We start from the raw sequence: 25,042 nt of genomic DNA, 5'->3' as shown, positions 1-25,042 counted from the left end.
AAAGAGTGGTGACGAGAAAGTGAGTATTATAGAAGAGTTTTTACCAGCCTTTCTGGAGGAGATCGTAGGGGATCGCTTCGGTCGGTATTCCAAATATATTATTCAAGATCGCGCGATACCTGATGTGAGAGATGGCTTGAAGCCAGTTCAACGTCGTGTGTTGTATGCGATGTATGACTCCGGCAATACGCCAGATAAGCCTTACCGGAAATCAGCCAAAACCGTTGGGGATGTTATGGGTAACTATCATCCACATGGTGATGCTTCGATTTATGATGGTATGGTTCGTATGGCACAGCCATGGAAAATGGGGCATACACTTGTCGATGGTCACGGGAACTGGGGTTCCTTAGATGATGATCCACCGGCAGCAATGCGTTATACAGAAGCACGTTTGTCAGAAATCGCAATGGAATTATTGCGCGACATTGAGAAGCGTACGGTCATGTTCAAAGATAACTTCGATAATTCAACCAAAGAGCCAGTTGTATTACCTGCTCGTTATCCAAATTTGCTCGTTAACGGGGTAAGTGGGATCTCTGCAGGCTTTGCAACGGAAATTCYGCCACATAACTTGCGCGAAATTATTGATGCTTGTACAGCTATGATCGATAAACCTGAAATTACGGTTGACGAATTAATGTCCATTGTCAAAGGACCTGATTTCCCGACTTCAGGGATCATCATGGGCGAGGATGGCATTCGTGAAGCTTACCGGACAGGTAAAGGTCGTATCTATATCCGCTCCAAAACCGCGATCGAAGAAATGCGCGGCGGCAGACAGCAAATTGTAATTACAGAAATTCCCTATCAAGTGGTTAAATCTCGATTAGTAACGGCGATGGAGAACATCCGTCTGGAGAAAAAAATCGAGGGAATCGCGGAAGTACGCGATGAAAGCGGACGGAATGGGCTTCGTATCGTGATTGAGCTCAAGAAGGAAGCGGATGCACAAGGGATTTTGGCCTATTTGCTGAAGAAGACTGATTTGCAAGTGACGTATAACTTCAACATGGTTGCTATCGTGAATAAAGCGCCTCGTCAACTCGGTATCCGCGAGATCCTGGAAGCTTACATTGGGCATCAGAAAGAGGTCGTGACGTTCCGGTCCCAATATGAGCTTGAGAAAGCGGAAGATCGAGCACATGTCCTCGAAGGGCTTGTGAAAGCACTGAACATTTTGGATGAGGTCATTGCTACGATTAAAGCTTCGAAAAATCGGCAGGACGCTCAAAATAATCTCGTAGAGAAGTTTCATTTTTCAGAACGACAAGCTGATGCGATCCTTGTCCTGCAATTATACCGTTTAACGAATTTGGAAATAACAACGCTGGAGAAGGAATTGAAGGATGTTGAGAAAACAATTGCGTACTTGCGTGGGATTCTTGGCAGCTTGAAGAAATTACTAGGCGTTATTAAAGATGAGATGGGCGAGATTCGCAAGAAATATGGAATCGATCGCCGCTCCGAGATTCAAGGAGAAGTCGAAGAACTGAAAGTGAATCTAGAAGTTCTTGTAACGGCAGAAGATGTGCTTGTCACCTTGTCCAATGAGGGTTACTTGAAGCGTACAAGTAAGTTATCCTTCACACGTTCGGGTGGAGAGCTTGAGAATACTGGCTTGAAGGATGGCGATTACCTTCGTTTCTTGCTGGATGTCAATACGATCGAGAGCTTGCTGATCTTCACGAAGAAGGGGCAATACTACTTATTGCCTGTCCATCAAATTCCAGAGTATAAGTGGAAAGAGAATGGAACAGCCATCGTAAATGTCATCCCGATTGCGAAGGAAGATCGTATCGTGAATGTCATTCCTGTCAAGGGATTTGAGGATCCGACGAAGTCACTCGTGTTCGTTACACGAAAAGGTCAAGTGAAGCGGACAGAGCTGAAGGAATATATGACGAACCGCTCCAATGCGATTGTTGCGTGTAAACTTGGCGAGCAAGATGAAGTGCTTCATGTTCAAATGAGTGACAATACGAAGGAAATTCTTCTCGTCACGAAGCAGGGCATGAGCATTCGTTTCCGTGAGGAAGAAGTAAACCCGATGGGCCGTGCAGCAGCAGGTGTACGCGGCATCCAGCTCAAGGAAGACGATGAAGTCGTGTCAGCTGAGTGGATCTATGGGGATGAAGGGGAAGTACTGGTGATCTCGGACCTCGGGTATGCGAAGCGATCTCTCGTTGTAGATTATCCAATTCAAGGTCGCGGCGGGAAGGGGATTATTACCTTCGAATTCAAAGAAGGTAAGCGTGTCAGACCGAACGGTTCAGCTTTAATCCGGACATTTATTGTGAAAATGGATTACTTGATTACAGCTGTGATGAGTAATGGCGAGAAGCTGCGATTCTCAACGGAAACAGCTCCGTTAGAAGATCGCAAAGCCCAAGGCAAATCACTAATTCCTGTGACGAAAACAGAATCGATTGTTGAGATTTTGCGCTTTCCTCAATCGTAACTAATCGTTGGAGGATCCAGTCTTTCAATTAATGCAAAAGCTATTTCTAATAAGACCCACAAAGGCATCGGTTCATCTAATCGATCAAGCCACTGTGGGTCTTTTAGCATACCGGCTTCCAGCGCTTTTTTGCCTAGCTCCACTTTCCATGCTTCCAATCCAATCACTCCTTGAAAGTAAGTTAACAGCCTTGCACGTCAAGATTCTCCGAAAGTAAAGGGACTCCTTGTTGATTACAAGGGTGCATGACACCTTCGATCAGTATATGTAAGTACTGGGCAACTTGTTAAAAGAAGTCGATTCGCTTGTCATTCCACACAAGACTAGACAAACTGTGTGAAAGCTCGACATCAGGTATCAGCAAACCACAGCATGTCTATGAATCTCGCAATTTTTGTAAGAAAATATTAATGGCATTAATCTTTAAAGTAGAGAAAAGGCATGCTATACTTGCTGTAAATAGGTGAAAATGGAAGCGAGTTGATGAGGATGTATTCCGATGAATTCGGAAAGCTATGGCTAAAATTATCGAAGGAATTGAAAAATCAGATGGAGGTAGGCTTAGCCCCTACGATTACGGAAGGACAACTGAATGTGCTTGAATTGCTCCTAGTCCATGAACGTATGAAGCCTTCGGATTTAATCGAGTATTTATCCACGACACCTGCTGCCGTTACAACCTTATTAGACCGGATGGAAAAAGCGGAGTTAATTAACCGTGTGCGAGATGAGAAGGATCGCAGAATTGTTTGGATCCATGTGACGGATAAAGGAAAAGCGGAATGCGAGAGAGGCCGTGGAATCCGTGAAGAACTGTTGGATTCATACCTGAATCGCGTTTCCGCTCATAATCAGAAATTGCTTATTTATTTATTGGGCAAGGTTGCGAATTAAATGGTGTAGAACTTCATTCCCTCATAACTCGGGAATCGTGAATTCGTTCCAAGGCCGCTGCACAGGTGGCAGCGACCGGAAGTGCATCTTCTCTTTGAGCACAGGATGCTCAAAGGCAAGTGCCGTGGCCCACAGCGCGAGCTGTTGGCCTGGTTTGTTGACAGCGCTGCCGTAGCGCTGGTCCCCGTACAGCGTGCAGCCAATGGCAGCCAGCTGCACGCGGATCTGATGCGGCCGCCCGGTGTGCAGCTTGATTTGGATCAAGCTGAGCCCGTCTTGGCTGCCGAGCAGCTTATAGTCCAGCACCGCCTCCTTGGCGTCCTGCTGGCCTGCCTTGACCACGCTGACGGTATTCGTCCGCGTATCCTTCCACAGCCAGTGGCGCAGCGTAGCGGCCGGCTGGGAGGGCTTACCGTGCACGACAGCGACGTACGTCTTGTCGAGATGCCTTGTTCGTACCGCATCCGATAGTCGGGACGCGGCTTTTGACGTTTTGGCGAAGACCATCACGCCGCCAACCGGACGATCCAAGCGATGAACAAGCCCGAGGTAAACATTGCCGGGCTTGTTGTACCGCTCCTTGATATCCGCCTTCAAGGCGTTCAGCAAGTCAAGATCACGAGACTCGTCTTCCTGCGTAGGCATGTTGACGGGCTTCTCAACCACAAGAATGTGGTTGTCTTCGAAAATAATCGGTATCTGCGATGCGCCGTATTCATCCTTCAATGCCACCGCTTACGCCTCCCAGCGTCCCAGAATACCGCAAGGGAGCATAAGGCCGGAGTGGGTGATCGGCAGGCCGATTTCACCGCTGGAGATCGTGCCGCCATGCTTGTCTTTCATCGCCATTGTCAAAATGTTCTGAAGCACAGTTGCCGAGATGCCTGTCGTGTAGGAATTGATTAACAGGAACAAGGGGTTGTCCGTCAGAATAGATTGGCAAGTCTGGATGAAAGGGAAGAGATCATCTTCCAATTTCCAGGTTTCACCGTTAGGCCCACGTCCGTAGGATGGTGGATCCATAATGATCGCATCATACTTGCTGCCGCGGCGCTGTTCTCTCTGTACGAATTTGAAAACATCATCCGTAATGAATCGAACAGGTCTAGAACCCATGCCGCTTAGGTGCAAATTCTCCTTGGCCCATTGTACGACCCCTTTAGATGCATCCACATGGCATACTTCTGCGCCAGCATGCGCGCATGCAAGTGTTGCTCCACCTGTGTAAGCGAAGAGATTGAGTACTTTGATCGGACGACCAGCACCCTTAATCTTGTCCATCATCCATTTCCAATTGACCGCTTGCTCAGGGAAAAGACCCGTATGTTTAAAGCTAGTTGGCTTAATATAAAAGGTCAGTTTCTGATCATACGTAATCGTCCAACGCTCGGGGAGCTCTGCATTCTGTTGCCATTGGCCGCCGCCGCTGGAGCTGCGGTGATAATGCGCATCAGCTTGACGCCAAGCAGGCGTTTCTTTCTGTAGTGGCCAAATAATCTGTGGGTCGGGTCTGCGAAGAACAATCGTCCCCCAGCGCTCTAGCTTTTCGCCGCCGCCTGTATCGAGCAGCTCATAATCGACCCAATCTTTTGCATAAAACATGTTGTAATCCATCCTTCAACTGTTTACTAGACTAAACATCCATTGTACACCATTTATTGACCTAAATCGATCTTTTCAATCAGACCAGGCAGTTCTTTTTCAGTAAATTGTTGGAATTGCGCCTGTTCAAGTGAAGCACGCAGTGATTCTTTTACTGCAGCAAAAGGTTTAACAGAACGAGAGTCAACTTTGATCACGTGGTAGCCAAACTCGGTTTCAACGGGATCACCAATCGTTCCAACCGCTTGAGAGATCGCTGCGTTTTTGAATCCTTCAACCCATTGGCTCACATCGGCATCAGCATAAAGACCACCATTATCCTTTGAACCTGGATCTTCGGAGTATTGCTTAGCAAGCGCTACGAAGTCTCCGCCATTTTTGAGCTTGGTTTGAATATCCTTGGCAAGTGTAAGTGCTTCTGCTTTTGTACGAAGGGTTTTGCCTTCGGCGTCGTTAAGTCCGATCAAAATATGACGTACGGAAGCGATTGTAAACGCATCTTTATTCGCAGCAAGTGCAGCATCATATTGTGCTTTCAACTGAACGTCTGTAATACTCGATTTCACATAGTTAATCCCTGTCATGCTGCCAACGAGGTAATATTGAAGATAAATTTCCGTTGAATTCGCTGATTGCAAGTCCGCTTTAAATTTATCTTCCCMAAACTGTTGCTTCCAAGCTGCTACTTGTGCAGCTGCGGCTGTTTTTGCAGCAGCCTGATCTGCTTCTGATGAACGACTATAAAGAATTCGATTCGTCACTAATTCTTTAAGGACACTAGTCTGATAGTCTAGGTTGTCCTTCGAAGCCGCATGCGAACTATTGAACAGGGCTTTGAGATTAAAGAACGTATCGAATTCTCCCTTCGTTACCGTTCCGCCTGTGTATGTTGCAACGACTTGATTCGGATTATTTCCAACCCAAATTGTACTTGTTGCATCATCCCACGTAACTTTCTTGCCAAGTGAGTCGCTCATAAAGCGCAGGGGTACATACGTATTTCCTTCATAGATGAATCCTTTGGCGTCCGTTGGCGCTTTTTCCACACCATCAAACATATACGTCAGATTACGGAAAGCTACTTCGATTTGTGTCCCAGCTGCAAATGCTACAGTTCCACTTAAAACAGAACCAATAGTTAAACCTACGATAAGTCCTTTTACTTTATCTTTCATTATGAGTGTTCCACCTTTCATTTCTAGTCCTATCAATAATTCACCGAAGGTTGAGAGATTTCCTTTTTTTTATTCGAATCGAATTGAAGGAATTCCTTACCTGTTTGTTGTATTTGTAGAGGTAGAGACGATTTGTTACACGCATCTTAGAGTATAGACATGTCGAAATAGGGAGGGATAATGTGGGAGCAAACGTTGGTATACCCAGCTCCGAGGATTTGTTTCTGCTTCATGAAGGATCCCTGTTCCACAGTTATCGTATCTTAGGGGCACATGTTAGCAAAGAAAAAGGGCATGAAGGTGTTCGATTCGCCGTATGGGCACCGCATGCAAGAACCGTGTTTGTACTTGGAGATTTCAATGAATGGCAATCCGGCGAGCATAGGATGGAAAAAATTAGTTCATTAGGACTCTGGATGATCTTTATTCCCGAAGCACGTGAAGGCGACTACTACAAGTTCGAAATTCATAGTCAGACAGGGCAGATTTTGTTAAAAGCTGATCCCTATGCCTTCTATTCTGAATTAAGGCCCGGTACGGCATCGCGGGTGGTAGATTTAGATGGTTATGATTGGCAGGATCAAGCCTGGCAGCAGCAGAAGAAAGAAGTCCCCGCTTATAACAAGCCGCTGTCCATTTACGAAGTGCATTTAGGCACTTGGCGTAAAAAAGATCGTACAAGCGAAGAGCAGTACACGTACGAACAATTAACGACTGAATTGGTGGATTATGCGGCTGATATGGGGTATACGCATATTGAAGTCATGCCGCTAGCGGAGCATCCTTTCGATCGTTCGTGGGGTTATCAAGCAACAGGGTACTTTTCGGTAACTAGTCGTCACGGTGCCCCTAAGGATTTCATGCGATTCGTAGATCGCTGTCATCAGAAGGGAATTGGGGTCATTATGGACTGGGTCCCAGGTCATTTTTGCAAGGACAGTCACGGTCTTCGTCAGTTTGATGGCAAGCCTTTGTATGAATATGAAGACCCTCGCAAAGCAGAGAAGCTGGAGTGGGGGACACTTACCTTCGATTTCGGCAGGCCGGAGGTTCAGAGTTTCTTAATCTCAAATGCCTTATTTTGGATGGACATGTATCATATGGATGGGATCAGAGTAGATGCTGTTGCTTCTATGCTGCACCTTAATTTCGGCAGATGGAATGAGGAGCCCATTCGAAATCAACTCGGTGGCGAGGAGAATTTGGAGGCCGTTGCGTTCATCCGCAAGCTGAATCAAGTTGTATTCTCCTATTATCCAGACGCGCTGATGATGGCGGAAGATTCGACGGATTGGCCGCTTGTTACGGCACCTGTGCACGAAGGTGGACTTGGATTTAACTACAAGTGGAATATGGGTTGGATGAACGATATGCTAAAATATATGAAACTGGATCCCATCCACCGCAGATATAATCACAAGTTGATTACCTTCTCGTTCATGTATGCATGGAGCGAAAATTATGTACTGCCTTTGTCACATGATGAAGTCGTGCATGGTAAGCGTTCACTCCTGCATAAGATGCCAGGAGACTATTGGCAGAAATTTGCTAATCTCCGTGTATTATATGGCTATATGTCGGGGCATCCAGGGAAAAAACTGCTCTTCATGGGAAGTGAATTCGGTCAATTCGACGAATGGAAGGATCTCGAGGAGCTGGATTGGTTTCTATTAGACGGTTACGAGAAGCATGAGCAGATGCATCACTACGTGAAGTCGCTCAATCAATTTTATTTGAACGAATCAGCCTTGTGGCAGCTGGATCATGATCCAGAAGGCTTTGCATGGATTAATCCCCATGACGAGAGCCAAAGTGTTGTCACATATATGAGAAAAGGGAAATCGCCGGAGGATGAACTTATTCTTGTGTGTAATTTCACACCTGTTGTTCATCCGGATTATCGGATCGGCGTTCCGAAATTAGGTCTCTACGAAATTGTATTTAATAGCGATGCTACAGAATTTGGCGGTTCCGGACAAGGAAATACGCTGCCAATCACAAGCAAGGCAAGTCCCATGCATGGTATGCCATACAGTTTATCGTTATGTATTCCGCCGCTTGCGGCTGTCTATATCAAGTGTGTGAGTGAATTCCAATCAGAGATTGATGAAGGTGAAGGGGGAAATCAAATATGCGCAGTAAAGAATGTGTTGCTATGCTCCTCGCTGGAGGAGAAGGGCGAAGATTAGGCGTACTGACGAACAATTTAGCTAAGCCAGCTGTTCACTTTGGCGGCAAATACCGCATCATTGATTTTACTCTCAGCAATTGTACGAATTCTGGGATTGATACCGTAGGCGTTCTTACGCAGTATCAGCCTCTTGTTCTCAATACGTACATTGGTATTGGAAGCTCTTGGGATCTTGACCGCAAGCATGGCGGTGTAACTGTACTGCCACCGTTCATGGAGCAAAAAGGCGGAGATTGGTACAAAGGAACTGCAAACGCGATTTATCGCAACATCGGCTTTATCGAACAGTATGATCCAGAATACGTCTTGGTCATCTCGGGTGACCATATTTATAAAATGGATTACGATCTCATGCTTTCTTATCACAAAGAGAAAAAAGCGGACGCAACGATCGCTGTAATCGAAGTGAAATGGGAAGAGACTAGCCGATTCGGCATCATGAGCGTAAATGAGAAGCAGGAGATTACTGAATTCGCTGAAAAGCCGAAGGAAGCAAACTCCAACCTGGCTTCTATGGGGATTTACATTTTTAACTGGAAAGCATTGAAATCGTATTTGCTTGAGGATGAAGCGAATCCTGAGTCTAGTAAAGACTTTGGGAAAGATATCATTCCGATGATGCTGAAGGATGAAGCGAGAATGTTTGCTTATCCATTCGAAGGCTATTGGAAGGACGTCGGAACCATTGATAGTTTATGGGAAGCGAATATGGACCTTTTAGATGACAATAATGAGTTAAACTTAAATGATAAAGACTGGCGTGTATATTCACAGAATCCGTACCAACCTGCACAATACGTGGCGCCTACGGCAAATATTAAACGTTCATTGGTGAATGAGGGCTGTGCGATATTTGGAGATGTTGATCATTCCGTTCTCTTTTTCGGTGTTCAAGTAGGTGAAGGCAGCCAAATTAAAGATTCTGTCATTATGCCGAATGCTAAGATTGGTAATAACGTAACGATTATCAAAGCGATTATTGGTGAGAATACGGTCGTTGAAGATGGTGCGGTTGTCGATGGCGATGGTGAAATTGTACTTATTGGCGGTAACGAACGGGTAACAGGCTACGCTAATCAGAAGGGATGATGTCAGATGAAACATGTGATGGGAGTCATTAATTTAGTCAATGAACCGGATGATTTGGAGGAACTGACTTATTTCCGCTGCCCGGCATCTGTGCCTTTTGGTGGTCGTTATCGGTTAATCGATTTTGCACTCTCGAATATGGTGAATTCAGGGATTGACAATGTAGCTGTATTCACTCAACACAAATACCGTTCGCTCATGGACCATCTGGGATCTGGAAAAGAGTGGGATTTGGATCGTAAGCGTGGGGGACTTTTCGTCCTACCTTCCGTACTGGATGAACCGACGGGCATCTCGCGCGGTGATTTGTATCAGTTCTATAGCCATCGTGACTATTTCTACCGCGGTAAAGAAGAGTTCGTCATTATTTCCCGCAGCCACATGGTGTGCAATCTGGATTTGAACGATGCAGTGCGTTATCACGAAGATATGCAAGCGGATATTACCGTGATATATAAGCAAACCGATGAAGAAGTCCATGGGAAATTCCGCCGAATGGCAGTGAAAGACACAGGTCAAGTAACATTGATGGAAGATCACACGGGCCGACTGCGGACAAATAACATTTCCATGGAAATGTATATTATGAGCAAGGCTTTACTGCTGGATATGGTCGAATCCTGCTTAGCGCAAGGATATGATCATTTGGTGCGTGACGGCATTATGAAAAACATTGATAAGCTTAGCGTGTATGGCTATAAGTTTGAAGGGCATCTGGGAATTGTGAACTCGATTCAAGGCTACTACAAACACAGCATGCAGCTGTTGAATCCTGCGATTTGGCGCGAGCTGTTCTTCCAGAAGAATAATCTGATCTATACCAAGGTTAAGGATGAGCCGCCTGCCAAATATTTGGACTCCGCTTCCGCTAAGAACGCACTTATCGCAAATGGCTGCCAGATTGAAGGAAAAGTGGAGAACAGCATTCTGTTCCGCGGGGTGAAGATCCGCAAAGGCGCCTACGTGAAAAACAGTATCATTTTGCAAAACTGCGAGATTGAGGAAAACGTAATTATCGAGAATGCGATTCTGGATAAGGACGTCTTCATTAGTCGCGGCCGTGTATTAACAGGTGACAATAAAGCACCATTCATTGCAGCGAAAACCAAAGTGATCTAATCGCAAGTTCGTGTGATAGGTCAGGTTCTAGCAAAGTTGGAGGAGTGGCAAGATGAAAATACTGTTCGCGGCTTCGGAGGCCGTTCCTTTTATAAAGACAGGCGGATTGGCGGATGTGATCGGCTCCTTACCTAAGGAGCTGACGCGTCAGGGACTTGATGTACGTGTTATTTTGCCCAAATATGGTGATATCCCGGCTAAGTTTAGAGATCTGATGACACATGTGACATCATTTGATGTGCAGCTCGGCTGGCGCAAGCAATATATCGGAATTGATATGTTGGTGCATGAAGGGGTTACCTATTATTTCGTCGATAATGAGTTTTATTACAAGCGATCTGGTATTTATGGCTTTGGGGATGAGGCGGAGCGATTTGGCTTCTTTTGTCGAGGTGTCATTGAAGCCCTGCCTTATCTGGATTTCCAGCCGGATGTGATTCATTGTCACGATTGGCAAGCAGGTATGATTCCTGTGTTGCTGAAGGCTCATTATCAGCATTTGCCTTTCTTTAGCGAGATCAAGACGATGACAACCGTTCATAATTTGAAATACCAAGGTGTTTTTGGCCAACAAGTGTTTAAGGATTTGTTTGGTTTGTCAGATGACCACTTCTCAGGAACAGCGCTAGAGCTTCATGGTGGCGCAAGCTTCCTGAAGGGTGGACTGTTGTATTCAGATCAGATTACAACGGTTAGTCAGACGTATGCGGAGGAGATTCAAACACCGTATTACGGTGAATTCTTGGACAGCCTGTTGCGTCACCGCAAGGATCAATTAACGGGCATCGTGAACGGAATTGATTACGACGTGTTCGACCCTATGACGGATAAGAATCTGGTTGTGAATTATCGGGACTCTTTACCGAAGAAGACGCAGAATAAGACGGCGCTTCAGGAGCGTCTAGGACTTCCTGTGAACGGTGATATCCCAATGATTGTACTGGTTACTCGTCTTGTACAGCAGAAGGGTTTAGATCTGATTCAGCACGTGCTTCGCGAAATCTTAAGCTTGGACATCCAGCTAATTGTTCTTGGTACGGGCGAGCCTGTCTATGAGCAAATGTTTCGGAACGCTGCAGTCACACATCCGACCAAGGTGTCGGCGCACATTTACTTTGATGAAGCGTTAGCACACCAGTTCTACGCAGCTTCAGATCTCTTCTTAATGCCATCACAGTTCGAGCCATGTGGCATTGGGCAGTTGATTGCGCTACGCTATCGTTCCGTACCCATCGTTCGTGAAACGGGCGGTCTGAAGGATACGGTGCAGCCGTATAATGAGTTTACAGGAGAGGGTACAGGTTTCTCCTTMACGCATTACAATGCCCATGATATGCTTCATATCATCAGGCGAGCGGTTTTCTTTTATAAGAATGACCGTGACAGTTGGATGAAGATTCAGCAAAATATGAAAAAAGGTGACTTTAGCTGGCGCAAATCTGCGCAGCAATATATTACAATTTACAATGAAATGACCTCTTAAATACTGGGAGAAAGCCTCTTGATTCGAAAGAATGAGGGGGCTTTTTTCGTTATTTTGAAAATTCAGGTATAATAGATACAGATGAGTAAAGAGGGTTGGAGTGGTACAATGGGCATGGATTGGATTTCTCATATGTTGACCGTGTTGTTTGTTGTAAATATTTTATTGGCGCTCACGGTGGTTTTCTTAGAAAGACGTAATGTGGCTGCAACATGGTCATGGTTAATGGTGCTGCTATTCATTCCTATTCTAGGCTTTCTATTGTACGTGATGTTGGGTCAAAACTTGAGCCGGCGCAAGCTGTATAAATGGAATAAGCGCATGCAGGAACGGATGCAGACTGTGATTAGTGAGCAGCGGCAGCAGCTCATGGACGGGACTTTTCCCTATATCGATCCAATGGTGATGGAGTATCGGTATTTAATTTATTTGAATGTCGCTACGAATGATTCATATTTGTCACAGGATAACGATGTACATATTTTCACAGATGGGGTCGAGAAATTTAATGATTTGATTAGTCGAATTGAGGCTGCCGAGCATCATATCCACATGCAATATTATATTGTCAAAAATGATAACTTAGGTCAGCGGATCATGGAAGTGCTCACACGGAAAGCTAAACAAGGGGTGACTGTTCGTTTTCTATATGATGATATCGGCTCACGTACGTTGAAAGATTCGTTTTTCAAGGATTTTCTACTGGCAGGTGGACACAAAGCGGCATTCTTTCCCTCACGTATTCCTTTTCTTAATTATCGTGTTAACTATCGGAATCATCGCAAGCTCGTAATTATTGACGGGCAGATCGGCTATATTGGCGGATTTAATATTGGCAATGAATACCTGGGATTAAATCCAAAATTTGGTTACTGGCGGGATACACACCTTCGATTGACGGGCAGCGTCGTGCGAGCGTTGCAATCTCGGTTCATACTGGATTGGAACCTTGCATCAACAGAATCATTGGAAGTAAATACGACGTATTTCCCGGCAATCTTGGAGAATGCCGTGCAAGGTAGGGTCCCGATGCAAATTGTCGCAAGTGGCCCGAATGAAACTTGGCCGCATTTCGTATATACGTTCTTGAAGTTGATTCATTTGGCCAAAAGCCGAATTTTGTTGCAAACACCCTATTTTATTCCTGAAGAAAGTATGCTGAATGCTTTGCGAATTGCGGCTCTGTCGGGGATTGATGTAAGGATTATGATACCTGAGAAGGCGGATCATTTATTCGTCCATTGGGCTTCGTTGTATTATGTGGGTGAACTGCTGCGTGCAGGTGTGAAATGCTATCTGTATGATTACGGCTTCCTACATGCCAAAACAATTATCGTAGACGGCAAAGTGGCCTCAGTTGGTACCGCGAATTTCGATATTCGCAGCTTAAGGCTTAATTTTGAGACGAATGCGCTGATGTTTCATGAAGAGACAGCAGCAAAGCTGGAAAACACCTTCTGGAAGGATATGGAGGGGTGTATGGAGTTAACGCTGGAGGAATATGAGAAGCGCTCACTTCGCATCCGTTTCCTGGAGTCGATTTCGAAGCTGATATCACCAATCTTATAGTGCAAATAAAAAGGATTCCGTAAACTCACTTGAAGGAAGTGAGCTTTGGAATCCTTTTTCGTTAGAGAGAACTATTTGTAATGTCTAGAAGCTTTCGCCACTATCAAGATTGAACTGCCAAAGAATGCCAAACTTGTCCTCAATTTGACCGTACAATTTACTCCAGTCCGTCGCTTGAAGCTCCATGGCAATTTTTCCGCCCTCTTTGAGCTTATGGAATACGTTTTGGATTTCATCGGCGTTTGCGCTAACGTAGGAAAGACTGATGTTATTTCCTACAACGTAAGGCATACCTGGGAATACGTCAGAGAACATAAGCGGGCTTCCGTTAATATCTAGACGAGCGTGCATAACGCCATTTTTGGCTTCTTCAGGAAGCGGATAGTCGGGGTGAGCTGGCATATCGCCAAAAGTAATGATTTTGGGAGTGGGCAGATTAAATACTTCTGCATAGAAAGTCACAACTTCGCGAGTGTTTCCTTGGAAATTTAAATAAGCATTAATTGACATGACCATTCTCCTCTAATTGTGAAATTGGGACAATCTCCTATATTCTACCACTGGTTACATAGAAAATCCACCAGACCTATAAGCGGAATAACAATGTCTGGAGTTGGCTTTTGCCTACGGCGGATAAAGATTGGAGTACCTGATCGGAGGCTTGGCTCATCGCGGCACGAGCTTTGGCAAGTAAGGGAGGTGCTTCATCCGTCAACACATTAAATATACCATACATGCGAAGAAAAGAGGAGAGAGCCAAGATGAGCGATCATATGGATAAGAAAGAGGCTAATCCCATGCGTGCTGTGCGTTATCATGCTTTTGGTGAGGCTGAGGTCCTGCAAGTAGAAACAGTCCCTATTCCACAGCCACAAGAAGGGAAAGTGCTTGTTCGCATACATGCCGCTGGTGTTCTACCTGTGGATTGGAAAATACGCCGTGGATTATTCCCGATGCCGGTCCAATTCCCACATATTCCGGGAACAGCTTTCACGGGTGTAATTGAGGCAGTTGGAACAGKGGTGTCCACCTGGAAGATTGGAGATCCTGTATTCGGCCGCAGTACGAAGGGCACATACGCGGAGTATACGACAGCGCCTGAGGATGTGATTGCTCGTAAGCCTGCTTCGATATCCTATGAAGAAGCTGCAACATTATCAGGAGGAGCCACAACTGCGTGGTGTGCCATTGTTTCGGAAGGTCAAGTGAAGCCGAACGAGCGTATTCTGATTCATGGCGCTGCGGGAGGCGTTGGGATGTTCGCGATACAGTTCGCGAAAGGGATCAGTGCTGAAGTCATTGGTACATCAGGGCCGACGAATGTGTCTTATGTGGCATCATTAGTCGCAGACATGGTGTTTGACTATTCGTCTGAACGATTCGAAGAGATCGTACAGAATGTCGATTTCGTATTGGATATGGTGGGTGGGGACACACTTGCACGTACATGGTCTGTTATGAAGCATGGAGGCAGATTGGCCTCGATCGCGGGCCAACCGCCGCTGATGAAAGCCAAGCAGCACGGTATTACCTTGATTCGTCCGGGCATCGCCACGAAGGGAGATTTGAAAGCCATTGCTGAGCTAATCGATGAGGGAAAGCTAAAAACGATTCACATCGAGCAAAGCTTTGCAATGGAAGATGTGCGTCAAGCACATGAGAAGAGCGAGACGGGGCACGGACGAGGTCGTATTGTGCTGCGGATGATCGATTGAGCTCTTTTCATGAATGCGTAACAAAGGACCTGCCGTCAAACCTTAACGACCTCACTAATACGCCACTTTAACGCACTAGAAGAGCTCAGTTAGAGGTTCCCCGGTCGACCATCGCACGCTCGCGCACAAAAATTGTGCGCAAGAGAAGAACCATGGTTGACCATCGCCCGCTAGCGCACAAAAATTGTGCGCAAGAGAAGAACCATGGTCGACCATCGCACGCTCGCGCACAAAAATTGTGCGCAAGAGAAGAACCWCGGTCGACCATCGCCYGCTAGCGCACAAAAATTGTGCGCAAGARAAGAACCTCGGTCGACCATCGCCCGCTAGCGCACAAAAATTGTGCGCAAGAGAAGAACCTCGGTCGACCATCGCCCGCTAGCGCACAAAAATTGTGCGCAAGARAAGAACCTCGGTCGACCATCGCCTGCTAGCGCACATCTTACTCCAAAACTATGCAATCGTGCGGTTGCAACAAGAAAAGTCAGCATTTTTACGTATTCACAAATAAGGAATTGTCCTATATACTCCTAATTATCGATAATGATTATCAGTATCATCTAGGGGGATGTATTATGATTCAAGCAAGAAAATTAGTTAATTTCACAGCAGTTCTACTCGTGTCTTCTTTATTTCTAGCCGGCTGTGGTGCCAGTACAGATACGAAAAATGGAGCCGCGCCTGCAAGTACGACCCAAGCCACAGCGACTCCGGCTGCCAAAGCACCGCAAGAGCGTGTCCTGAAGGATGCAATGGGACATGAAGTGAAAATCCCTGGCGAGGTTAAGCGTGTGATTGCACCTTTCCTAGAAGATGGATTAACGGCTATCGGCATCAAGCCAGTTGCGCAATGGTCCGCGGCTGGTGAACCGCAGCAATATTTGCAAAATGTGTTGAACGGTGTTCCTGTTCTGGCCATGGAAGGTGGACTCAAACCCGAGCAAACGTTAAGTCATAATCCAGATCTCATAATTCTTGCCGCTCCTACTTATATGAAGAATGGCACGTATGAAGATTTCTCCAAAATTGCTCCTACTTTCGTCTTGTCTAATGATGAGACGGACTGGCGTGGAAATGTTGCCAAGCTAGGTGAAGTGTTGGGCAAATCAAAGGAAGCTGAACAAGCCATTAAAAAATATGATGAGAAGCTAGCTGCTTCCAAAGATAAGATTCGAACAGCTGTAGGGGACAAATCAGCCGTATTATTCCAATCAGCAAATGAAAAAGGCTTTAAATTGTTCGGCGCGAATTTCTATAGTGGGAAGTTATTGTACCAAGGCTTTGGATTCAAACAGCCGAAATTGCTAAAGGGTGACTATGATACGTATTCCTTGGAAACATTAGCACAACTGGATGATGTTGATTACATTTTCTTCCTCTCTGGCAAAGGTCGTGCGAAGCCTCCTGTGGATAATCCATTATGGCAACAACTGCCCGCGGTGAAGCAAGGTCATGTGTATGAGGTGGATTCAGGTCATTGGTTCAATCAAAACGTAGTGGCCAATCAATTAATTATCGATGATGTACTACGTAATTTAGTTAAATAGCTCGAGTGAAGACGGGGGATTCTCTTGTCTTTTCCGTGTTTCAATCAGATACATAGGAGCGGAAAAATATGAAACAAGAGGTTACTCCGCCGGAAGTAGAGGACGAGAATTCATTGAACTCGATGTGGTATAAGCTGACAACCATTGAACGAATCGTGATAAAGGATCTGCAATGGCCGGTTGAACGAGATTTCATTCAGGCGGACTCGCTCATGCTTGTCGTCTCAGATACGTCGGATGGCCGTTTGGTCATTAATGGTCAGTATTACCCGCTGCGATTAGGCACGGTATTTATTTGTAAGCCGGGACAGCTTATTGAAGTAGGTTTGCCTAAAGACGAGGATCATGGCGTTTATGTGCTCAGGTTTCAAGCAGCAGCGGTTCTGCAAAAAGAAGCCACAGAAGCTAATATTCAGCCTGTCAACACATTCCCAGGTGAAGGTGAGGCGATACATCTTGCCGTGTCGACCGTCATTCCTCTCGTTAGAATGATCGTGACGCATTGGGAAAATAGTACAATTGCGGACCGCTTCCGGGCAGAGGCGGGATTCTATGAACTGCTCAGTTTAGTCTTGCAAAATGAGGAACACAAAACGTCGATCGCATTGGATTATGCGAAGTTCATGCTGGAGCGGGATTATACGGAAGAAATTACGATTGAAGCGCTGGCGGCAATGGCAGGTTTAAGTCGTTTCCATTTTATGCGCTTATTTAAAGAGAAATTTGGTAAAGGCGTCATTGAATATGTGACAGAATTACGTTTAAGTAAATCAAAGGAACTCATGCGTGAGCTCCCGAATGCCTCAATTCGAGAAATAGCTTTCAAGGTTGGGTATAAGAATGAAATTTATTTCAGCAATAATTTCAAGAAGCATATGGGGATGGCGCCTGCTGTTTATTTGAAGAATACGAAGATGAAGGTAGCCGCTTATAGTTGGGTGAATATTGGACAGTTGCTGGCGCTTCAAATTATTCCCTATGCCGCACCTATGGATCATTATTGGACTGATTTTTATCGGAATAAATATGCCTTTGATGTGACTGTTCCATTGAGTCATCATTATGAGTTCAATCTTACAGCCTTACAACAGTCGTCACCAGATTACATTATTGGGATTGACGCATGGATTCCCAAAGCTGAGCAAGTGAAGTTATCGGAAACAGCCCCGACATTATTTTTACCATGGGATCGAAATTGGCGTGAGCATTTAGTCATTATCGGTGATTTCGTTGGTAAATCGAAGGAGGCAGTGAAGTGGCTTCAAAGCTACAATTTGAAAGCTGCTGATGTAAGAGAGAAGGTCAAGCTGACGATGAAAGAGGATAAAGTAGTAGTCGTAATTGTCCATCACAATGACTTATTGGTGTGGGGGAGTCTTGCCGGTACGGTACTGTATGATGATTTGGAACTAAACCCAGCGAGTCAATTGCGTGATATTCATTGGACGAAACCCGTTCAAGTAACGGAGTTGGCAGGTTTTGAGGCTGATCATCTGATTGTGAATATTTGTAAGGATCCAATTTCCCAAGCGACTTGGGCTAACCTATCTAAACAGGGGGATTGGCGCGGTTTAGCGGCAGTCCAAAAGGGGCAGGTTCATCTAACTCCTGGGTATGCTGGCTGGGAATCACCTTGGAATGAACATACGGCTTTCAATCATGAGCGTGTCTTACAGCAGATTGCACAAATCCTACTTCCAGCAACGTAATTGTTGCTGGATTTTATTTTGATTCTATTCGAATCTCCGAAATCATGATAGAATTACTGGAAATTGGAAGAGTCTGTGGGTGAAAGTATGAAAAAATTGATTTTGATTGCGATCATAGCCAGTAGTTTTGTCACGCTGTCATTTTCGTTCTACTATATGCTCAAGATTTATCAAAGCGATTTGAGTATGTCGACTGCTGKGGAACCTATGGTGCATGAACATGCCGAACGCATCGTGATCATCTCACAGGAGCAAGGCAGCTTTATGATGAATGCCATTCAAAAAGGGGCACGAGAGGCCGCAGAAGAACATCATATCCAAATTGATTTCTGGGGTGTTTACCGTTCGAACTTGGAAGGGTTAATTAAGCAGATCGATATTGCAATCGCTTCCAAAGCGAGCGGGATTGTTGTGGAAGGTGTGGATCATCCAGATTTTAATCTAATGGTGAAGAAGGCGACGGAGAAAGGAATACCGATCATTACGATTAATTCCGATGCTCCGAGCAGCTTGCGCAAGTCCTATATCGGTTCCGATCATTATCAAGAAGGGATTATTATGGGGGAGTATATTGCGACCCAGTTGAATGGAAAAGGCGAAGTCGGTGTCATTAAGAGTATATCCTCACCATCAACGGATGACTTGCGTTTGAAAGGTTTGACTGAAGTTTTTAAAAAATACGAAGGACTAAGGGTCGTAATTGCAGCTAATGATCCTGATATGACACAACCGAAGATGCAAACGAACGATATTTTGAATTACTATCCGAATGTGAAGGCCTTTATCGGACTGTCGTCCGAAACGGGAGAGAGTATCGTTCAAGCGGCGCATTCACGCTCGCGGACCAAAGAATATCCGATTTTCCAATTCGATGATTCTCCCCAAACCATGATGCTTATTAAAAATGGGCAGGTGAAAGCTGGGCTCTCGCAGCATTATGAAGATATGGGTATTCTCAGTGTTAATTTGATGAAACGTTGGTTAGATGCTGCGCAGCTGCCGCTTGAGAACAGCTACTTCACGCCAATTAGCGTGGTGACTTCATCTGGAGAAGAGGAGAAAGCGCCCTGAAAACTATTCGTAGTAAAATGATGATGCTGTCGATCTTGATCTGGGTAATTATGGCGATTATTTGGCTCTCCATGAGCATTTATAATCAGCGAACCGTCGAAAAGTATAATGAAATTCTTCAGCGCTATATGCAAATGAATCAAGCCTCGCAATTAAGCCAACAATCGTTAACCACTCTGAATAAGTATCGCATGTCACCTACGTTAGAAAGCTTGAATCAATATGTCACGGATAACAGCAGTCTTCTTCGAACCAAGACTGAGATGAGTTGGTTGCGAAATGCAAGCAACATGATGCTGCTCGATAATTTACAGAACATGCTGGAGAGTCAGGCAGAGGCGATGGATTTGGCCGTTCGCTTCCAGAAAGATAATGATGAAGAAAACGCAGCGAAACAATTTGACGAAGCATCCAATATCTCCAAATATATATCAGAAGCGACACTCACCTTAATTAGTGGTGAACAGAACACCTACGATGCTTTCTATAGAAAAATTATTAAGCGAAGTGAAAATATTAAGAAGATGGGACTCTGGACGTTAGCGCTCGTTTCTTTGCTGCTTTTGCTGTTTTCCTATCGATTTGTGGATAGTGTGACACAGCCATTGCTGAAATTAACGCTGTCTGCGCGAGAATTGTCACGGGKGAATTTTAAAAATCCCATTGATTTGGGCAATAACGATGAAATATCCTTTTTGGCTAAAACGCTGGACAGTATGCGACTTAAGATCGGTCATTTTATCGATGATATTCAAAGTAAAGCCCAATTGGAATATGATCTTCATCGACATAAGCTCATGCTGAAAGAAAGCGAGTTGAAGAGCTTACAAAGTCAGATTAATCCCCATTTTCTTTTCAATACGTTAAATATGTTGTCGAAGGAAGCTTATTTGGCAGGCGCGGGAAAAACGAGCGAATTAATTAGCTCTGTTGCCGGTATGCTTAGATATAATCTCCGCAAGTTGGATAGCCGAGTGTCTTTAAAAGACGAGCTCGAAGTGCTTGAGGAGTATTTAACGATTCAGAAGGCTCGCTTTGGTGATCGTCTGCAAGTCGTTCGTGAAATTGATGAGGATGCATTAGGCATTGAACTACCAATTCTTATTTTGCAACCGCTTGCAGAGAACGCGTTTATTTATGCGATTGAACCAGCTGAAGAAGGTGGCACGCTTACGATTCGAGTCAGGCAGGAAGAGAAACACATCCTAGTACAGGTACAAGATACAGGACAGGGCATGGATGAAGAGCAGCTAAATCGATTATTATCTCATACGGAAAATTCTATATATAAAGGTCATTCTACGGGGATAGGCATATGGAATGTGATTCATCGCTTACAGCTATTTTATGGGGTTGAGGAGATCATAGAGATTGAATCCCATCTAGGAGCTGGCACTTGTATTACATTGAAGCTGCCGAGGGGGCATGTCGTATGATTCGTATGTTAATTGTGGATGATGAACCAATTGAGCGGATTGCGTTGCAACGAATTATCGAAGAAGGTTCTCCAGATGTAGAGGTCGTAGGCCAAGCCGCGAATGGCAGAGAAGCTATTGAAGCTGCAGAGCGGTTACAACCAGACTTGATCACGATGGATATTAAGATGCCCGGCATCAATGGACTTCAAGCGATAGAGCAGATTAGAGCGACTAATAAAGCGGTTAAGTTTATTGTTGTCACTGCATTTGACACGTTTGAATTTGCTCAACAAGCCATTAAGTTAGGCGTCTATGACTATATGTTGAAACCAAGCCGAATTTCTGTCGTGCTGGAGACGATCGGCCGGGTAGCCAATGAGATTAAAATGATTCAACAGGAGTTGGCGAGTAGAAGTTTAGAGCAAGTAAGGCTGCAGAAGATGACGCCTCTAGTGGAGGCTGATATTGTGGAGCAGCTGCTATTTGATTATGTGCAATCGGCATCACTTGCTGAGATGATTGACATAATTGGGCTTCCATCTGGGCGAGACGGTTTTGTGATGACCTTGCAATTCTCGCATGATATGGCGGAACCTTCACATCTACGGGATTATGATGATATGTATCTGCAAGTAAGTGAGTTGCACCTGGATGTATCCAATCCGATCTGGCTAGGGAAAATGTCAGGCAATCAAGTACCAGCAATTGTATTTATGGATGGTGAATTCTCCTATCGCGCACAGGCTATTAGCGTAGCGAAGAAATGGATCCAAGCGTTGGATACGAAGGGTGGATTTCGTCTTTTTATTGGCATAGGCGGTTTATGCAAGGACCTGAAGGACATGCGCAAATCCTATCATGAAGCGTTGTTGGCGTCGATGGATAACACACTGCCTGCTCGTTATAGTTTATTTGAGAATCTCACACGAGATGATATCCGGGCAATTGGCAGTCGTACCATTGAGATGGAGAAGCGTGTGCTCGAAGAGATTCGACGCGGAAATCTTGAAGCAGCTGGCGATCAGATTGCCAAAATAATTGATATTTTCGAAGGTGCTCAGCAAGGCGTTGGATTATCGCAGCAACGAATTTTTGAAGTGTTAATCGTTGTGACCCGCATGTTGCAGGAAATGGGGATGGATGTCCATACACCCTATTTTCCTTATGCAACGACAAGCTATATGCAATTGAAAGCGGAATCCCGGCTATTAATTCAAAACTTAGTTCAGGTTGGAGATGTCGTTGAGACAGATTTACTCCAAACGATGAAGTTATATATCCAGAAACATGCTCATGAGGAATTGTCCTTGGAGCGRATTGCAGCTACGGTTGATCGGAATCCTTTCTATGTCAGTAAGCTGTTTAAAGAGCATTTCGGAATGAATTATATTGACTTTCTTACGGAATATCGGATCGAAACGGCCAAGCAATTGATGCAGGAAACGGATAAAAGTCTCAAAGAAATTACATTTGAAGTGGGATATAACGATCCGAATTATTTCAGCCGCGTTTTTAAAAAGCTAGTTGGACATTCACCGACGGATTATCGGAAGATGCTGATTCGACCAACCAACAAGAAGCATAGTTGAAAGAATGCTTACGAAGTTTGTTTTCTGACGAAAACTTTTAGGAGGGGTTTGCGCTGAAACATGTCAGAAAGAGTAGTAAATTGGTTGGCGTCACCGTGATTATGGCCTTCGTGCTATCGGCTTGCTCGTTCATCGGAACGAACAGTGCGCCAACGGATAAAGCTAGCCCGCAAATGGATAGTAAGCCAAGCCCCAATCGGATTATGCAAACTGACAACAAAGTGGTCGTGGGTTTATCGATCGATACGCTGTTGGAAGAACGATGGCAGAAGGATCGGGATTTATTCAAAGCTGCTGTTGAAAAGCTCGGTGCGCGTATTGAGGTTCAAGCAGCGAATGGCGACGATGCCTTGCAGCTTGCGCAAGCAGAGAACTTGATATCACGCGGCGTAGATGTACTTGTCGTTGTGCCTCACAACGCAGAGGTATCCGCAGCGATTGTGGAGAAGGCACACAAATCGGGCATCAAGGTTATTTCGTATGATCGTTTGATAGTCAATTCGGATGTCGATTTATATATTTCCTTCGATAATGAGAAAGCTGGCGAATTGCAAGCGAAAGCGATCGTGAAGAAAGCACCTAAAGGCAACTATGTCTTAATCGAAGGCGCGGATACAGACAACAATGCGCATATGTTCAAAAAAGGTCAAATGAACATTTTAAAGCCTCTCGTAGAGAAGGGGGACATTACTATCGTTTTTGATCAAGCAACGAAAGAGTGGAAGCCTGCGAATGCGTTTGCGAACATGGAGCGGGCTTTGATTGCCAATCAGAATCGAGTAGACGCGGTTGTTGCCGCGAATGACGCGACAGCAGGTGGCGTGATTCAAGCTTTAACAGCCCAGAAGATGGCAGGTCGCATACCCGTTTCGGGGCAAGATGCGGAGCTTGCAGCTGCGCAGCGAATCGTCGAAGGGACACAGACAATGACGGTGTATAAGCCCATTAAGAAGCTTGCAGAAACAGCTGCTGAGCTTGCTGTGAAGATGGCGAAAGGCGGAAATGTTCATGCGGATAAAAAAGTAAACAATAAGAAAATTGATGTTCCGTCCATTTTACTCGAACCGATTGCCGTGGATCAGTCAAATATGGATGCCACGATCATCGCAGATGGCTTCCACTTGAGAGAAGACGTATATAAAAATGTGAATCAAAGTCAAATGACAAAATAGTATAGCATTGTTAAAAAAAGTGCTAATATAAAGCGGTTACATTGGAAAATCCCGGTGATATACTCAGTTTGTAGTTGGCGCACAGCCAAAACAAATGAGAGGGGTATTACAAATGAAACGAAGTGTGAAAGCGATTTCTTTGATGTTAGTGGTTATGTTTCTAGCCGTGATGGTTGCAGCATGTGGGAACTCCAGCAGCTCGAAAGTAAGCGTTGGAATTGTATTGCCTACCAAAGACGAGCCAAGATGGGTTCAAGATGAGCAACGTTTCAAAGACGCTTTGAAAGGTTCGAAATATACAACGGAAATCTTATTCAGCCAAGGCTCCTCAGCGAAAGAAAAAGAAAACGTTGATGCTTTGATCGCTAAAGGAATCAAAGTGTTAATCATTTGTCCGCAAGACGGTGATGCAGCAGCAGCTGCTGTTGAGTCTGCTAAGAAAGCCGGTATTCAAGTTATCTCCTATGACCGCTTGATTACCAAAACAGATGCGGTTAACTACTATGTGACTTTCGACAGTATTGCTGTTGGTAAAGCACAAGCACAATACTTAGTGGATAAAGCGAAACCAGGTCAGCCATTGTACTTGTACGCAGGTGCTGCATCTGATAACAATGCGTTCTTGTTCTTCGAAGGTGCATGGCAAGTGCTTCAACCGAAAATTGCCGATGGCACATTCAAAATTGCAAACTCCAGTGAGGCTGCTGCTTTGAAAGGAACTGCCAAATTAACTCGTGAGCAAATGAGTAAAATTATCGGGCAAGTCACGACGAACTGGGATGCGAACGAAGCGAAAAATAAAGCACAAACCCATTTGACAGCAGCTGCAGCAGACATGAAGGGCGATGTTGCCATTCTAGCTCCAAATGATGGAACAGCTCGCTCCATCGCGGATGTATTTGCTTCAGATAAAGCGGTTACGAAGTTCCTAGTTACAGGTCAAGATGCGGAGAAAGCATCGATTCAATACGTAATCGACGGCAAACAATCCATGACCGTGTTCAAAGATGTTCGTACACTCGTTAAAGATGCAATGGGTATGGCTGTAGCTATTTTKGATGGTAAAACACCTGAAACTACAGGATCGTATAACAATGGCAAAATTGACGTGAAAGCAAAACAAACGAATGTAATTGTCGTTGACAAAGCAAATGTAAAATCTGCACTTGTGGATTCTGCGTACTATCAAGCATCCGATTTCAAAGGCTTGTAGGTGTAAGATCACATAGCTTGGAAGG

At 44.9% G+C, this 25,042-nt stretch carries 20 protein-coding genes; 15 read left to right on the top strand and 5 right to left on the bottom strand.

What is annotated here, in order from left to right:
• Nucleotides 1-19 precede the first annotated feature (19 nt).
• Nucleotides 20-2,461 (top strand): DNA gyrase subunit A, encoded by a 2,442-nt coding sequence (gyrA, locus tag AB4114_RS00805; RefSeq protein WP_441986691.1) that lies wholly within the window; start codon nt 20-22, stop codon nt 2,459-2,461.
• On the opposite strand, the gene AB4114_RS00800 is transcribed toward gyrA, so the two are convergent.
• The gene (locus AB4114_RS00800; RefSeq protein WP_441987057.1) at nt 2,452-2,619 is read right to left on the bottom strand and encodes a hypothetical protein; all 168 of its coding nucleotides are present in this window, start codon (nt 2,617-2,619) and stop codon (nt 2,452-2,454) included. The genes gyrA and AB4114_RS00800 overlap by 10 nt on opposite strands.
• A 331-nt stretch (nt 2,620-2,950) precedes the next feature.
• Here AB4114_RS00800 and AB4114_RS00795 point away from each other — a divergent pair, with 331 nt between their 5' ends.
• Complete coding sequence (locus AB4114_RS00795) at nt 2,951-3,355, top strand: MarR family winged helix-turn-helix transcriptional regulator (RefSeq protein WP_441987045.1); 405 nt, start codon at nt 2,951-2,953, stop codon at nt 3,353-3,355.
• 21 nt (nt 3,356-3,376) lie between these two features.
• On the opposite strand, the gene AB4114_RS00790 is transcribed toward AB4114_RS00795, so the two are convergent.
• From AB4114_RS00790 to AB4114_RS00780, 3 genes are read right to left on the bottom strand one after another with little or no spacing between them, the layout of a single operon-like run.
• On the bottom strand, nt 3,377-4,087 hold the full coding sequence (locus AB4114_RS00790) for an RluA family pseudouridine synthase (protein ID WP_441986690.1): 711 nt from the start codon (nt 4,085-4,087) through the stop codon (nt 3,377-3,379).
• 3 nt (nt 4,088-4,090) lie between these two features.
• Nucleotides 4,091-4,957: a class I SAM-dependent methyltransferase gene (locus AB4114_RS00785; protein ID WP_056620772.1), complete on the bottom strand. Its 867-nt coding sequence runs from the start codon at nt 4,955-4,957 to the stop codon at nt 4,091-4,093.
• A gap of 53 nt (nt 4,958-5,010) precedes the next feature.
• Nucleotides 5,011-6,132 carry a peptidylprolyl isomerase gene (locus tag AB4114_RS00780; protein ID WP_441986689.1) on the bottom strand — a complete coding sequence of 374 codons (1,122 nt, stop codon included), beginning with the start codon at nt 6,130-6,132 and terminating at the stop codon, nt 5,011-5,013.
• Between the two features lie 182 nt (nt 6,133-6,314).
• Here AB4114_RS00780 and glgB point away from each other — a divergent pair, with 182 nt between their 5' ends.
• The 5 genes from glgB to cls all read left to right on the top strand — a co-directional run bounded on the left by glgB (nt 6,315) and on the right by cls (nt 13,583).
• Complete coding sequence (gene glgB / locus AB4114_RS00775) at nt 6,315-8,321, top strand: 1,4-alpha-glucan branching protein GlgB (protein ID WP_441986688.1); 2,007 nt, start codon at nt 6,315-6,317, stop codon at nt 8,319-8,321.
• The gene (locus AB4114_RS00770; RefSeq protein ID WP_441986687.1) at nt 8,264-9,412 is read left to right on the top strand and encodes a glucose-1-phosphate adenylyltransferase; all 1,149 of its coding nucleotides are present in this window, start codon (nt 8,264-8,266) and stop codon (nt 9,410-9,412) included. Before glgB ends, AB4114_RS00770 begins: the two co-directional genes overlap by 58 nt.
• 6 nt (nt 9,413-9,418) lie before the next feature.
• Nucleotides 9,419-10,531 (top strand): glucose-1-phosphate adenylyltransferase subunit GlgD, encoded by a 1,113-nt coding sequence (gene glgD / locus AB4114_RS00765; RefSeq protein WP_171628736.1) that lies wholly within the window; start codon nt 9,419-9,421, stop codon nt 10,529-10,531.
• 52 nt (nt 10,532-10,583) lie between these two features.
• Nucleotides 10,584-12,014 carry a glycogen synthase GlgA gene (gene glgA, locus AB4114_RS00760; protein WP_441986686.1) on the top strand — a complete coding sequence of 477 codons (1,431 nt, stop codon included), beginning with the start codon at nt 10,584-10,586 and terminating at the stop codon, nt 12,012-12,014.
• Nucleotides 12,015-12,095: 81 nt separating this feature from the next.
• Nucleotides 12,096-13,583, top strand: a complete 1,488-nt coding sequence (gene cls / locus AB4114_RS00755; RefSeq protein ID WP_441986685.1) for a cardiolipin synthase — start codon at nt 12,096-12,098, stop codon at nt 13,581-13,583.
• Between the two features lie 84 nt (nt 13,584-13,667).
• Here the strand turns inward: cls and AB4114_RS00750 are convergent, their stop codons facing one another.
• Nucleotides 13,668-14,093, bottom strand: coding sequence for a VOC family protein (locus AB4114_RS00750; protein ID WP_441986684.1), 426 nt, complete (start codon nt 14,091-14,093; stop codon nt 13,668-13,670).
• Nucleotides 14,094-14,344: 251 nt separating this feature from the next.
• Here AB4114_RS00750 and AB4114_RS00745 point away from each other — a divergent pair, with 251 nt between their 5' ends.
• From AB4114_RS00745 to AB4114_RS00710, 8 genes are all read left to right on the top strand, one after another.
• Nucleotides 14,345-15,298: an NADP-dependent oxidoreductase gene (locus tag AB4114_RS00745; protein ID WP_441986683.1), complete on the top strand. Its 954-nt coding sequence runs from the start codon at nt 14,345-14,347 to the stop codon at nt 15,296-15,298.
• Between the two features lie 575 nt (nt 15,299-15,873).
• Nucleotides 15,874-16,845 (top strand): ABC transporter substrate-binding protein, encoded by a 972-nt coding sequence (locus tag AB4114_RS00740; RefSeq protein ID WP_441986682.1) that lies wholly within the window; start codon nt 15,874-15,876, stop codon nt 16,843-16,845.
• 68 nt (nt 16,846-16,913) lie between these two features.
• Nucleotides 16,914-18,554: an AraC family transcriptional regulator gene (locus tag AB4114_RS00735; protein WP_441986681.1), complete on the top strand. Its 1,641-nt coding sequence runs from the start codon at nt 16,914-16,916 to the stop codon at nt 18,552-18,554.
• A gap of 87 nt (nt 18,555-18,641) precedes the next feature.
• On the top strand, nt 18,642-19,625 hold the full coding sequence (locus AB4114_RS00730; protein ID WP_441986680.1) for a sugar ABC transporter substrate-binding protein: 984 nt from the start codon (nt 18,642-18,644) through the stop codon (nt 19,623-19,625).
• A 35-nt stretch (nt 19,626-19,660) separates the two neighbouring features.
• Nucleotides 19,661-21,061: a sensor histidine kinase gene (locus AB4114_RS00725; RefSeq protein ID WP_441986679.1), complete on the top strand. Its 1,401-nt coding sequence runs from the start codon at nt 19,661-19,663 to the stop codon at nt 21,059-21,061.
• Complete coding sequence (locus tag AB4114_RS00720; RefSeq protein WP_441986678.1) at nt 21,058-22,632, top strand: response regulator; 1,575 nt, start codon at nt 21,058-21,060, stop codon at nt 22,630-22,632. Before AB4114_RS00725 ends, AB4114_RS00720 begins: the two co-directional genes overlap by 4 nt.
• Nucleotides 22,633-22,733: 101 nt before the next feature.
• Nucleotides 22,734-23,804: a D-xylose ABC transporter substrate-binding protein gene (gene xylF / locus AB4114_RS00715; protein ID WP_441987044.1), complete on the top strand. Its 1,071-nt coding sequence runs from the start codon at nt 22,734-22,736 to the stop codon at nt 23,802-23,804.
• Nucleotides 23,805-23,916: 112 nt separating this feature from the next.
• The gene (locus AB4114_RS00710) at nt 23,917-25,017 is read left to right on the top strand and encodes a sugar ABC transporter substrate-binding protein (RefSeq protein WP_441986677.1); all 1,101 of its coding nucleotides are present in this window, start codon (nt 23,917-23,919) and stop codon (nt 25,015-25,017) included.
• The last annotated feature ends 25 nt before the right edge of the window (nt 25,018-25,042 follow it).

The organism is Paenibacillus sp. 2RAB27 (assembly GCF_052115445.1).
GTDB lineage: Bacteria > Bacillota > Bacilli > Paenibacillales > NBRC-103111 > Paenibacillus_E.
This window is presented reverse-complemented; position numbering and strand designations above follow the sequence as displayed.